Genomic DNA, 13,292 nt, shown 5'->3' with positions numbered 1-13,292 from the left:
CCTATAATATATTTATTATATCAATCTTCAAACTATTTTAATAGGACTTAATACTCACGTGATGGTATTTTCAATAAAAAAAGGATGTCCATGATTACTTTAGACATCCTTTTCCTTATTTCACATACTGCGCCACCCGATTCCTCCCTGCCTGCTTCGCCCCAGTATAAAGCGCCCGGTCGGCATGACGGATGAGGGCCATGGTGTCGTCTGCATCCTGAGGTGCGGTCGATACGCCGATGCTTGCCGTAATCCTGACCATTATCTGTTTGTTGGATTCGTCCAGGCTGTCATGGAGCGTGAACGGCTGGTTGGCAATCGTGCCCCTGACATATTCTGCGATGCGGAGTGCCTCTTCCCTTTCCGTATCGGGAAGGAGGATCACAAATTCCTCCCCGCCGTATCTTGCCACGGTTCCTTTAGTGGATATCAATGCACGTAAGCGTTCGGCCAGTTGTATCAGGATTTCGTTACCACTCTGGTGACCGTAGTTATCATTGATCACTTTGAAGTGGTCAAGATCCAGCATGATTAAGGACAGGGTCTTTCTCTTTCCTGCTTCGAGGTGATTGTATTCCATGGAAAGCAGATCCTCGAAGTAGCGATAATTGTAGAGACCTGTAAGAGCGCATCGTTCACTGTTCTGTTTCGTCCGCTCATGGTGCCTTGCATTGGCAATGGCTATCCCGAAATAAGAGCATAGGATATCGACGATCATCAATTGGAATTTCTCATACGCTTTCTTTTTGGAGGAAGCGAGAAGAAGGATTCCCCTCACCTTCTGGCTCCTGACGATAGGTACGCATAACACGCTTTCCACATCCTCCGGCATATACCCTTCGGCGATATCGGTCCATTCCGAACGGGACGTATACAGGACGGATTTTCCCGTTTCCCATACCACTCCGCTGATCCCCTGATTTTTCTTGAGGGGACGAAGGTTATTCGATTTCATTTCCCCATTTTCAAACCGCCGGAGAAGAACCAACCCCTCCTCATGGCAGTCGAGGATGTACGCATATTCGACAGGAAGTGTTTCGATGATCTTCTCGATGAAAATATCCAGGACTTCTTTGACCTTGAGGCTCTCTGTGAGCTGATGCCCGATTTCCCCTGCTTTTTGGAGGTATTCATTGATATTCTCGGATGAATTATAGAGCTTCAAGATGATGGAGAGACTGACGAACGGGACTCCAATCAGCAAGGAGGCAAACGCCCCCAGTTCAAATGTCAAATAGTAGAGTGAGAGAGAAAGAGGGAACATGATCATATTGGCGGTGAAATCCCACACAAAGTCCTTACTGTAAAAACGCACGTCATTATTAGCCACATAATGATGATAGAGAAGGAGGAGGATCTGATTGATCATAATGGATACGATCTGGTAACAAAGGATCGGTAGGATCAGCTGACCGAGCTCCCTTTCGGCGATTTCCCCTCCCACCATAAAATAGATCAGCCCACTGATGTATGAAACCAAAAAGAACATCAGTGAATTCAATGGGATCCTGTGCCAGTCGCTTTTTGTCACCCGGAGCCTTATGAGCAAGGGGATGATCGAGAACTGCATCAGTACGATTTCAATAAATAGACCATACTTGATGAAGCCGACGAGTGTCACCCACTGGATGAAGAAGATGGTCGCACCGTTGATCACGATGGGCATGAGGGGGATGAAAGTGGCAAATGCCACCAATGTTATAAACTCAAGCTCATTTCCTGCAATATTTTCAGGAGGATAGTATTGATATGTAAAATATAAGCCAGCCGGTACAACCGCAAGCCATGCCAGCAATATGTACAGCTTTTTCTTCAATGGTAACGTCATATCTATCCCCCATAGGTTTACAATGAATTTTATATAGTCTGATCATACTATACTAGTTAAATAGTCACAAGTTTAAGAATATTTTATCAAAGCACCCGAATAAAGTCACTTACTTTTTTCTGTAATTTTCCAATAAAGGAAGTAAATATGGTTTCACTTCCGATAAGAAGTACAAGGAGCCGGTTATGAGCAGGACTTCCTCTTCTTCCATGACGGCGATTTTCTCTTCAAGATACTTCTTCCAATCATGGACTTCTGATTTATGTGGGTGCGCGGAAGCTTCGTAAAGCTCTTCAACCGATGCCACTCTCGGAAAATCAAAGGACGTAAATCCGATCTCATCCACGGCTTCTTCCAATTGAGAGATCATCGGCCTTAACTTTTTATCGTGGAGTGCCGAGAAAAGGACGGTCACTTTTTTATGAAGGAAGCGTTCCTTGATTGTCTTCACAAGGGCATCCACCCCTTCTGGATTATGGGCACCATCAATGTAAATCTCACGTGTAGCGGATAATGCCTCCATCCTGCCCGGCCATGATGCCTTCTTTAATCCTCTCTTGAGGTGCTCCGGTTCTATTTTCATCTCCTGATTTTTCACAAGGAGCTCGACGACTTTGATGGCAAGGGCTGCATTATTGATTTGATGGGTTCCGATCATGGAAAGATCGAACTCGTCATGCTGCAAGGGAGATTGAAACTCGAATCTTTCCCCCTTATCCAATAAGGCGACACGCTCGGCAGAAAAATCCTGCCCAAGTTGAAATAGCTCACTTTCCTTTTCAAGGGCTGTTTCTTTGATGACGTTCCTTGCTTCAGGTTGATGGACCCCTGAAATGACAGGTACACCGTGCTTGATGATTCCCGCTTTCTCAGATGCGATATCTTCCAATCTGTTCCCAAGAAACTGCATATGATCCATTCCGATGCTCGTGATCACGGATACCATGGGAATGATGACATTCGTCGAGTCCAGTCTACCCCCGAGCCCAACCTCATAAAGGACGAGGTCGACGGGTTGCAATTCAGCAAAATAATAAAAGCTCATGGCCGTGATGACTTCAAATTCAGAGGGCGCACCCCATTCCGATTGTTCCATCTTTTCCGCGATAGGCTTGATCTTTTCGACAAGCAGCGTCAGATCCCCATCGCTGACAGGATCTCCGTTTATGCTGATCCGTTCATTGAAGCGTTCAAAATAAGGAGAGGTAAACGTTCCGACTGTATATCCTGATTCCTGTAATACATTCCTCAAATAGGTAACCGTGGACCCTTTTCCATTCGTACCGGCAATATGGACGGTTTTCAGCTTTTGATGAGGGTTCCCGAGTTCTTCCAACAGGTGATTCATCCGCATCAATCCCGGCTTGATTCCAAGTCTGAGTCTTGAGTGGATCCACGCGACAGCTTGTTCATAATTCATCAATTTTTTCACTCCCACATAGGCTTCATTAGAAAAAGGGCCCCAATCAGGCCAGATTGAGGAGGGGTTCCCCCTGTCAATCAGACCCGATTTTAAAGCCCTCTTCCTTACCTTTTATTATTCAGTCATATTAAAGCGATTTAAGCTCTTCGATTCTCGCTTTTACCGTCGCTTGTTTCTCTAAATAATCTTTTTCTTTCTCTTTTTCCTCGTCGACTACTTTCTGAGGCGCTTTGCTTACAAACTTTTCATTGTTAAGCTTGCCTTGGACGCGGGATACTTCCTTCGTCCATTTATCCAGTTCTTTTTGAAGGCGTGCGATTTCTTCTTCGATATTGATCAGTCCTTCTAGTGGAAGGTACAGATCGACGCCTGTCACGACTGCCGTCATCGCCTTTTCCGGTGCTTCTACATCCGTTCCCATTTCAAGCTTTTCCGGATTACAGAATTTCTCGATATACGATTGATTCTTTTCGATGATCGTCAGGGTATGTGCATCCTTGGCTTTCAGCATCAGGTTGATCTGTTTACTCATCGGCGTGTTCACCTCGGCACGAACATTCCGTACGGCACGGATGATATCAACCAGAAGCTTCATCTCTTCTGCCGCCCCTTTATCAGTCAGCTTATCATCAACCGTCGGCCAGGCCGCTACCGTGATGGATTCGCCTTGATGCGGCAAGTTCTGCCATATTTCCTCGGTAATAAACGGCATGAATGGGTGCAGCAGTCTCATGGTGTTGTCGAGAACGTAAGCCAGGATCGAACGGGTCGTCTTTTTCGCCGCTTCGTCTTCGCCATATAGAGGCAGCTTCGCCATTTCAATGTACCAGTCACAGAAATCATCCCAGATGAAGTTGTATAGTAAGCGTCCTACTTCACCGAATTCATAACGATCTGCCAGGCGCGTCACTGTTTCAATCGTTTCATTTAATCGGGTGAGGATCCATTTATCCGCAACAGACTTCTCACCTGATAGATCGATTTCGTCGTATGTCATGCCATCCATGTTCATCAGGGCAAATCGGGATGCGTTCCAGATCTTATTCGCAAAGTTCCAAACAGACTCCACTTTTTCAAATGAGAACCGCAGATCCTGTCCTGGTGAGCTTCCGGTTGTCAGGAAGTAACGAAGAGAGTCGGAACCGTATTTTTCGATGACGTCCATCGGGTCTACACCGTTTCCTAAGGATTTACTCATCTTCCGTCCATCTGCATCGCGGACCAAACCATGAATTAGAACATCTTTAAATGGTCTTTCTCCAGTAAACTCTAACCCTTGGAAAATCATACGGGATACCCAGAATCCGATAATATCATATCCTGTTACAAGTGTATTGGTTGGATAGTAGCGCTTAAAGTCTTCTGCATTCAAGTCCGGCCAGCCCATTGTTGAGAACGGCCACAGCGCTGAACTAAACCAAGTGTCCAACACGTCTTCTTCTTGCGTCCAGTTTTCACTGTCTTCTGGCGCTTCTTTCCCTACATACATTTCACCCGTTTCGTTGTGGTACCAAGCCGGGATTCTGTGACCCCACCATAGTTGACGGGAAATACACCAATCACGTGTGTTTTCCATCCAGCGAAGGTAAGACGTTTCGAAACGATCAGGAACAAAGTTAATTTTGTTTTCACCTTTTTGCAGTTTCACCGCTTCTTCTGCCAATGTATCCATCTTAACGAACCACTGAGTAGAAAGGTAAGGTTCAACCACTGCCCCGCTTCGCTCCGAATGCCCCACCGAATGCATATGCTCTTCAATCTTGAACAACACTCCGGAGTCCTGAAGGTCCTTCACGATTTGCTTACGGCAGTCAAAACGGTCCATGCCGTTATATTTATCAGCTTTCTCGTTCATCGTCCCATCTTCATTCATCACAAGGATGCGTTCCAGATTATGACGGTTCCCGATTTCAAAGTCATTAGGGTCATGGGCAGGTGTGATTTTCACCGCTCCGGAACCGAATTCCATATCCACATAATCGTCACCGACGATCGGGATTTCACGTCCAACGATCGGAAGGATGACCTTCTTCCCGATCAGGTGCCTGTAACGGTCATCCTCTGGGTGTACGGCAACCGCCGTGTCCCCAAGCATCGTTTCAGGACGGGTTGTGGCGATTTCAATGTGGCCGCTTCCGTCTGCCAAAGGATACCTCATATGGTAGAATGCACCCTGGACATCTTTATGGATAACCTCGATATCGGAAAGTGCCGTCTTTGTCGCAGGATCCCAGTTGATGATATATTCCCCGCGGTAGATCAAGCCTTTATTGTAAAGATCAATGAATACTTTTTGAACGGCATCGGACAGACCTTCGTCCAGTGTGAAGCGTTCACGGCTGTAGTCGAGTCCGAGCCCGACTTTCGCCCACTGCTGGCGGATGTGCTCGGCATATTCCTCTTTCCATTTCCACGTTTCTTCCACGAATTTCTCACGACCGAGGTCATAGCGTGAAATCCCCTGGCTGCGGAGTTTTTCATCCACTTTTGCCTGTGTGGCAATCCCGGCATGGTCCATACCCGGCAGCCATAGTACGTCGTACCCCTGCATACGTTTCATTCTTGTCATGATGTCCTGTAATGCTGTATCCCAGGCATGACCAAGATGTAGTTTCCCCGTTACGTTTGGCGGCGGGATAACAATGGTGTACGGTTCCTTCTCCTTATCGTTTGTCGCTTCAAAGAACTTCCCTTCAAGCCACCATTTGTACCGGCCCTGTTCAATGGCATTCGGATCATATTTAGTCGGCATTGATAATTGTTGATCTTGAGTTTCCATGTGATTTCCTCCTATATCGTTCTAAAAAAAATAAAAAAATCCCCCGTCCTGTGAAAAGGACGAAGGATTCCATTCGCGGTACCACCTTTTTTCTCAGGAGAAAGAAGACTCCTGAACTCTCGACGATCATAACGGCTTTTAACCGGCTTCTACTACTCTCATTTCATAGAAACAGCTCTTCAGGCGACCTTCCATTGTCTTATCGTAGAAAATCTCTCAGCAAACGATTTTCCTCTCTGAACGTAAGGATCAATGTACTCTTCCTGTTCATTGCTTTTCATGATTATTTATTTACTCATTATAGTATAGGATAAGATAAACTTTCGTCAATCATTATTGGCATTTTCATTGAAAAATATTCATTTTGCCCATACATAGGCACCATTCCATCCCGGTTTCATAAGATAAAGTAGTGAATACACCCAGGAAAGTGAGTGGATGATGATGAAAAAAATCAACCAGTACACGTTACAGAAATGGATGGGGAACGCCCGATTAATATGTAAGCAATTCATCATACCCTTTACCATCTTTCAAGGCATCCGCACGATTCTGCTCCCGACCACGTTTGACGTCCTTCTGTTAACCCTGTTTATCGGTATCGGCCTCGCCATATACTTTGATTGGATTTAAGGAACTGACGAAAAGTGGATTCGTCAGTCCTTTTTTTATTCAGCCTGCTCGGCCTGCTCTTTCTTCTGCTTTTCCATCTCATCCAGACGCATGACCACATATTCAGTATTCTTTAAGAGCCAGTAGTGACGTTGCAGTTTCTTCAAAGACTTCCGTTCATTTCTCTTATCCTTCGGGGTATGGAAGTATTTTTCCACAACGGCAATGACAGAGCTCGGATAGGCGAGGTAGCTCATGAACAGGAGCCGCTCTTCATTCCGGACGGTAAAATGCTGAAAGTAGGTGGTGAGCCATTCAATGCATTCCTCATAATATTTTGGATAGGTCTTCAAGGTTCTCGACAAAAACGGAAGCAGATCATGAAACGGCGACGCCATCTTGGAGTTCTCAAAGTTATGAAAATACCCCAAGCCCCTTTCATCGAATAAAAAATGCTCCGTCGAAACCTTTCCATGAGTGATTACGGTCCTTACCTTTTCAAGCTCCTTTGTTTCCTCGTACCATTCATCCAGCATTTTTCGTGAAAACTTCAACGCTTGTGAAGCATCTTTGTAATACATGCAATAATGAAATTGAAAAGGGGACATGTAGGTGGTCTTTTCACAAGCTTCCACATATTCATCCAAGAACGCCTGCTCTTTATCCCATCTTGACGTGAGCTGCTCATAATGGGACTCTCTCTCTTCCTTATCGATTTTCACTTCGTGGGAGGAAAGAGTATGGAGCCTCGCCAATTCCCTGAACATCTTCTGATGCTTTTCAAACTGATCTTCTCTTTCCTGGTTCATCATCCACGGCATGACGTAGTATAAATCCCCCTGATTCCACACAGCATAGCGGCCATCCATGGTGGGATAAATCGGGACGATCCGATTATAGCCCCGCTGAAACAGCAATTGTACATTCCTGACAAAGTCCACGCCATTTTGGGCTGGAAGCTGTTTGACGGCCAGAGTGCCTTTATTTGAAAATACCTTAGAAATCTTTCCGTAACTTTCAACAAAATGAGGTTCGACCCCATAAGGTTGCAAGACAGGCTTCAATCCCTCCAGCGTTTGCGCCATTTCTCTCACCTTCTACGATTACTTTTCTAAAAAAAACGGACCAACCCCAATGAATTTGGTGTCAGCCCCGTCATTTCCACTATGATACTTTGATTCGCTTCTATGGTCCTCTGATGGGAGTGACCTTGCTATTTTCCTTTATCCCTTGAAAACGAATTCGCTGTTCGGGATATATAGAACCTGACCGGCATATACGTCCTGATTCGCTTCGAGTTGGTTCACCCTTAATAGCTGGGGAATGGTCAAATCATATTTTTCCGCTATATAATCCAGGTTTTCTCCCTCCTGGACGATGCATACACGAAGAGTCGCTCCCCGTTCTTCTTCTTTCCGGGCAAAGAAATCAGTCAATGAAATGGATTCATACTTCTTTTTGCCCTTCGTCTTTTTCTTTTCTTCCTTTTCTTCCTCTTCCATCTCTGCTTCTAGGGCTGATGAGGATGATGACTCTTCTTCTTCCATCTCCTGCTCCTTGTACTTAGGTGCCGGAGGAGGAGTATATGCGGCCTTCGGTTCTGCATGCTGCTCCTCAGACGACTCACTCAGCTCATGCTGGGGAAGCTCGAAAACATTCTCTTTCCGGTAGTCAACTTCCTCATAGGAAGGAACCGGCTGTGTATCGTATTGAATCTGGACGGGAATTTCATCTTCCTGCTCAGCCGGTGGAGTCCTTCCCTCCAGATTAAACGGCTGATACTCGTCATCCTGGTCCTCTTCTTCCACATCTTCTTCAGCATAACCCGTGATTTCATCTTCATCATAGTTCTCATATTCGTACACTTCTTCTCTTTCTTCTTCTTCGGTTTCGACTTCTTCTTCCGCCTCTTCAACGTCTTCTGCCTGGACTACGGCACTTGAGCGGTAAAGGGGCTCGAATTCTTCTTCTCTTTCATACTCTGCTTCAAGAGGAGTGTGAGCCTGCTGTTCACCGTAGATGCCGGTGATGGTCAAGTCTGCGTTCAGCTTTAGACAGGCATTTTCAGGGACGATGTAGTCAAATGACTCAACATATACATCAATATCCCCCAGGTTCGCGATCCGATTTTTCGGGATTGTGACATCCACCGGGAACCTGTGGACAAATTCATATTCACCCTTCTCCCTCTTTTCCACGGTCTGCACGAACTTTCCGCCTGCTTCGAACTCATCTTCCTCTTCTTCCCTAAATGATGTCGGTAAATACTCACCTGTCAAATCAAGGCTTCCCCTGATAAGTACGTACTGCTCTTGTTCTTGTATCGTTATATGAGGATCTAAGGAGATAGATAGCAATTCTTCAACTTCCTGTCCTTTTTTGAACCAAATTGATTCTTCCAAAGAAAATCGTAAGCACGATTGTTGTTCTTGTGACAAAGAAAATTCCTCCTTTCAGGTTCCAAACAAAGAAATAGTAAACAATGCCATTATCACTTTATGAAACGGAAAGGAGGAATATGATAGGAAAACAAAAATCCATAAAAAAGAGCCGACCCCAAAAGGATCGGCTTCCCATTATTTCTTACTGATTTTTTCAAATGCTCTTTCCGCTGCCTGCAGCGTCTTCTCGATATCGTCATCACTGTGGGCTGTCGATAAGAAAAGTCCTTCAAACTGAGAAGGTGGCAGGAATACCCCTTCATGGGCCATTTCACGGTAGTAGTCGGCAAACATCTCAAGATCGGATGACTTGGCACCTTCGTAGTTCGAAACTTCTTCATTTGTAAAGAAGATCCCGATCATGGAGCCTGCGCGGTTGATTCTGTGAGGAATATTGTATTTTTCCGCCGCTTTCTTCAAGCCTTCTTCCAGTAGATCTGCTTTGCGCGCAAACTCGGTATACGTTTCCGGGGTGAGCTGGCTCAGCGTTTCGTATCCAGCGGTCATGGCTAACGGATTCCCTGAAAGGGTTCCGGCTTGATAGATCGGTCCGCTCGGCGCGATCCTTTCCATGATTTCCGCTTTTCCGCCATATGCCCCGACAGGAAGTCCCCCGCCGATGACTTTTCCCAGGCAGGTTAAGTCAGGCGTCACATTGTAAAAGCCTTGTGCACAGCCATAGCCGACACGGAAGCCCGTCATGACTTCATCAAAGATCAATAGTGCGCCATGATTTTCCGTTACCTCACGCAGGCCTTCCAGGAAGCCCGGTTGTGGAGGGACGACACCCATGTTTCCGGCAACAGGCTCGACGATCACACCGGCAATGTCATCACCGTATTGTTCGAAGGCATAACGTATGCTTTCCAGATCATTGTAAGGCACCGTGATCGTATTCTTTGCAACCCCTTCAGGAACACCGGGACTGTCCGGTAAACCGAGGGTAGCGACACCGGAGCCCGCTTTAATTAATAAAGAGTCCCCATGTCCGTGGTAACAGCCTTCAAACTTGATGATCTTGTTGCGGCCGGTGTATCCGCGGGCCAACCGCAGGGCACTCATCGTCGCTTCCGTACCTGAAGACACCATGCGGACGATCTCGATACTTGGCACCCGGTCGATCACCAGTTGAGCCAGTTTATTTTCAATTTCTGTGGGAGCACCGAAGCTCGTTCCGTTTTCGGCCACTTTTTTAATGGATTCCACAACCCGGTCATTGCTGTGACCAAGGATGAGAGGACCCCAGGAAAGGACATAGTCGATGTACTCATTCCCATCGATATCATAGATTTTCGATCCTTTTCCCCTTTCCATGAAAATCGGATCCATTTTGACGGACTTGAATGCACGGACGGGACTGTTCACTCCGCCGGGCATGAGGTTTACAGCTTCCTTGAATGCTTGTTTCGATTTCTCATATGAACGCAATATCGGTTCCTCCTTTAGTGATCGTTCAGTCATCCTGACAGGAATTCTCTACGGATTAGGATAACCAGTTCGCTACGTCTTTTGCAAAATACGTAATGATGAGGTCTGCCCCTGCACGTTTCATGCTGGTCAGTTTCTCCATGACGATTTCCTGTTCGTTTACCCAGCCGTTCTGCGCCGCTGCCTTCACCATGCTGTATTCCCCACTTACGTTATAGGCGACAACCGGTGCATTGAAACGGTCTTTCACTTCACGCATGATATCAAGATACGAAAGGGCCGGTTTCACGATAAGGAAGTCGGCACCCTCTTCCATATCAGACTGCGCTTCTCTCAGGGCTTCCATGCGGTTCGCCGGGTCCATTTGATACGTTCTGCGATCTCCGAATTGAGGTGTCGAGTGAGCCGCGTCACGGAAAGGACCATAGAAGCTTGATGAATATTTCACAGCGTATGACATGATCGGCACATCATGATAGCCTGCTTCGTCGAGACCATGACGAATTGCTGCGACGAATCCATCCATCATATTGGACGGAGCGATGATGTCTGCACCGGCTTCAGCCTGGCTGACCGCTGTTTTAGCCAACAAATCAAGAGTTTCATCATTCAGGACTTTTCCGTCTTTGACGATCCCACAGTGACCGTGACTGGTATATTGACAGAGGCACGTATCGGCTATGATAACAAGATCCGGGTAACGTTCTTTCACAAAACGCGTTGCCTCCTGGACGATTCCATGATCATGATACGCCTGTTTCCCCAGCTCGTCTTTTTCAGCCGGAACTCCGAAAAGAATGATAGACTTGATCCCGAGTGAAACCACTTCATCCATTTCAGCTTGTAAATTATCGAGTGAAATATGATAAACACCCGGCATGGATGGAACGACATTCTTGATGTTTTCCCCTTCCACGACAAACAACGGGTAAATTAAATCTTCTTTTCTTAGATGTGTTTCACGCACAAGCGCACGCATCGTTTCCGATTGACGTAAGCGGCGGTGTCGATTGAATTGCAGGTCTTTCATAGTAAAAGCCTCCTATTGTTTGATAGCTAACAGGCAGAGATGAACTCTTTCATCTCCTTCACCATTTCATTTACAGTATAAACGCTTGGACAGATTTTTACATGTAATCCGTATTGCTCCGCGGTTTTTTTTGTGATCGGGCCGATGCACGCAATGGGAATATCCCTGATGTGATCATAAAGGGAATAGTGACGGATGACCTTCATAAAATGATGGACCGTTGATGAACTCGTGAATGTAATGATATCCACTTGTTCTTTTTCGATGATCGTTTTCAACTGCACAAAGCTGTTCTCAGGAAGGACCGTTTCATAGACGATCCATTCCTGACAGCTGACTCCCGCTAAGGCTAATTCCGTTGCAATCACATTCCTTGCCAGATTCCCTTTTGGAATCAGCACGTGACCATCAGGCTTCACTTTAGAAATGAATTCCTCTGCGAAGTCATCGCCTGTGAAATTTTCCGGAACAAATGAAATGGGTATTCCGTATTTATGACAGTACTGCTCCGTCTTGGTCCCGACGGCCGCGAATTTTCCCGTGTAAGAGGATAGAGGGATCCCCCGTCTTTCTAATGCTTCCAGGAAGAACTTCACCCCATTTTTACTGGTGAAAATGATCCATTCGTATGTATGTAAGGTGGTGTGAAGCGATAATTCCAACGGATCTAGATGGGGGTGAAAATGAAGGAGCGGTACCAAGATGGGCACCCCTCCCTCGTTTTCAATCAGAGATCCGGTTTCACTGGATCCCTCACTGCCACGAGTAATCAAAACCTTTATTTGTTCTAAAGGCCTCTTACCCTTCATTATTGATCCAGCTCCTCTTTCACCTGATCAATCAAGGCTTTCGCCCCTTGCTTAGTTAAGCTTTCAGCCACTTTTTCTCCAACTTCTTTTGGATCCTGACCCGTCATGTATTCTTTGTAGATCGTCTGTCCGTCAGGAGAAGCGACAAGTCCGGTCAATGCAACATCTCCATTGTCTTTAAGCTCGGCAAATCCCGCGATCGGCACCTGACAGCCGCCTTCCATTTTATGCAGGAAAGCTCGTTCAGCCGTCACGGTACTCGTTGTCTCTTCGCACGCGAACTTCTTCAGCAGTTCAAGAACTTCATCGTCATCATTTCTGCACTCGATCGAAAGGGCCCCTTGTCCGACTGCCGGCAAGCAAAGGTCAGGATCAAGGAATTCCGTTACGACATCAGACGTCCATCCCATGCGCGATAGTCCCGCCGCTGCCAGGATGATGGCATCGTAATCTTCATTTTGCAGTTTGGAAAGGCGTGTATCGATGTTGCCGCGGATCCACTTGATTTCAAGATCCGGTCTGACAGACAGGATCTGAGCCCCTCTCCTGAGACTGCTCGTTCCGACGATTGCTCCGCCTGGGAGGTCTTTGAGGGAAACATGATTCTTACTGATAAACACGTCACGGTGATCCTCACGAACCGGGATGCTTCCGATGGTCAGTCCTTCTGGCAACACAGCCGGCATGTCTTTCATACTGTGAACGGCCATGTCGATTTCTTTATCCAGCATCGACTGCTCGATTTCTTTTACAAATAAACCTTTACCGCCCACTTTGGATAAAGTGACATCCAGGATCTGATCCCCTTTCGTCACAATCTCTTTCACTTCGAAATCGAAAGAAGGGTCGATTGCCTTCAACTGATCGATCACCCAATTGGTTTGGGTAAGGGCTAATTTACTTCGTCTTGAACCAACAATGATTTTTCTCATAATGACCTCC

10 protein-coding genes and 1 other annotated feature are annotated in these 13,292 nt (G+C 46.3%); of the genes, 1 reads left to right on the top strand and 9 read right to left on the bottom strand.

The features are described 5' to 3' along the window. Positions 1 to 115: 115 nt before the first annotated feature. From N5C46_RS21770 to N5C46_RS21760, 3 genes are all read right to left on the bottom strand, one after another. Positions 116 to 1,828, bottom strand: coding sequence for a sensor domain-containing diguanylate cyclase (locus tag N5C46_RS21770; RefSeq protein WP_261750213.1), 1,713 nt, complete (start codon positions 1,826 to 1,828; stop codon positions 116 to 118). 109 nt (positions 1,829 to 1,937) lie between these two features. Further along, a complete protein-coding gene (locus N5C46_RS21765) occupies positions 1,938 to 3,248 on the bottom strand; it encodes a bifunctional folylpolyglutamate synthase/dihydrofolate synthase (protein WP_261750212.1) in 1,311 nt (436 codons plus the stop codon). Between the two features lie 130 nt (positions 3,249 to 3,378). After that, positions 3,379 to 6,030 (bottom strand): valine--tRNA ligase, encoded by a 2,652-nt coding sequence (locus tag N5C46_RS21760; RefSeq protein WP_261750211.1) that lies wholly within the window; start codon positions 6,028 to 6,030, stop codon positions 3,379 to 3,381. A gap of 52 nt (positions 6,031 to 6,082) precedes the next feature. Next, positions 6,083 to 6,310 (bottom strand) — a binding site (T-box leader). Positions 6,311 to 6,474: 164 nt separating this feature from the next. Here N5C46_RS21760 and N5C46_RS21755 point away from each other — a divergent pair. Then, positions 6,475 to 6,663: a hypothetical protein gene (locus N5C46_RS21755; RefSeq protein ID WP_034760497.1), complete on the top strand. Its 189-nt coding sequence runs from the start codon at positions 6,475 to 6,477 to the stop codon at positions 6,661 to 6,663. 35 nt (positions 6,664 to 6,698) lie between these two features. Here the strand turns inward: N5C46_RS21755 and ysxE are convergent, their stop codons facing one another. From ysxE to hemC, 6 genes are all read right to left on the bottom strand, one after another. Further along, positions 6,699 to 7,727 carry a spore coat protein YsxE gene (gene ysxE / locus N5C46_RS21750; RefSeq protein WP_261750210.1) on the bottom strand — a complete coding sequence of 343 codons (1,029 nt, stop codon included), beginning with the start codon at positions 7,725 to 7,727 and terminating at the stop codon, positions 6,699 to 6,701. A gap of 138 nt (positions 7,728 to 7,865) precedes the next feature. Next, a complete protein-coding gene (gene spoVID / locus N5C46_RS21745) occupies positions 7,866 to 9,080 on the bottom strand; it encodes a stage VI sporulation protein D (RefSeq protein ID WP_261750209.1) in 1,215 nt (404 codons plus the stop codon). Between the two features lie 138 nt (positions 9,081 to 9,218). Further along, entirely contained in the window at positions 9,219 to 10,511 is a 1,293-nt protein-coding gene (gene hemL / locus N5C46_RS21740; RefSeq protein WP_034757165.1) for a glutamate-1-semialdehyde 2,1-aminomutase, read from the bottom strand. A gap of 55 nt (positions 10,512 to 10,566) precedes the next feature. After that, positions 10,567 to 11,541 (bottom strand): porphobilinogen synthase, encoded by a 975-nt coding sequence (gene hemB, locus N5C46_RS21735; protein ID WP_261750208.1) that lies wholly within the window; start codon positions 11,539 to 11,541, stop codon positions 10,567 to 10,569. 26 nt (positions 11,542 to 11,567) lie between these two features. Next, positions 11,568 to 12,350 (bottom strand): uroporphyrinogen-III synthase, encoded by a 783-nt coding sequence (locus N5C46_RS21730; protein ID WP_261750207.1) that lies wholly within the window; start codon positions 12,348 to 12,350, stop codon positions 11,568 to 11,570. Next, positions 12,350 to 13,282, bottom strand: a complete 933-nt coding sequence (hemC, locus tag N5C46_RS21725; RefSeq protein WP_261750206.1) for a hydroxymethylbilane synthase — start codon at positions 13,280 to 13,282, stop codon at positions 12,350 to 12,352. The genes N5C46_RS21730 and hemC overlap by 1 nt, the downstream gene beginning before the upstream one ends. Between the last annotated feature and the right edge of the window lie 10 nt (positions 13,283 to 13,292).

The sequence above is a fragment of the Rossellomorea vietnamensis genome, from assembly GCF_025398035.1.
Lineage (GTDB): Bacteria > Bacillota > Bacilli > Bacillales > Bacillaceae_B > Rossellomorea > Rossellomorea vietnamensis_B.
This window is presented reverse-complemented; position numbering and strand designations above follow the sequence as displayed.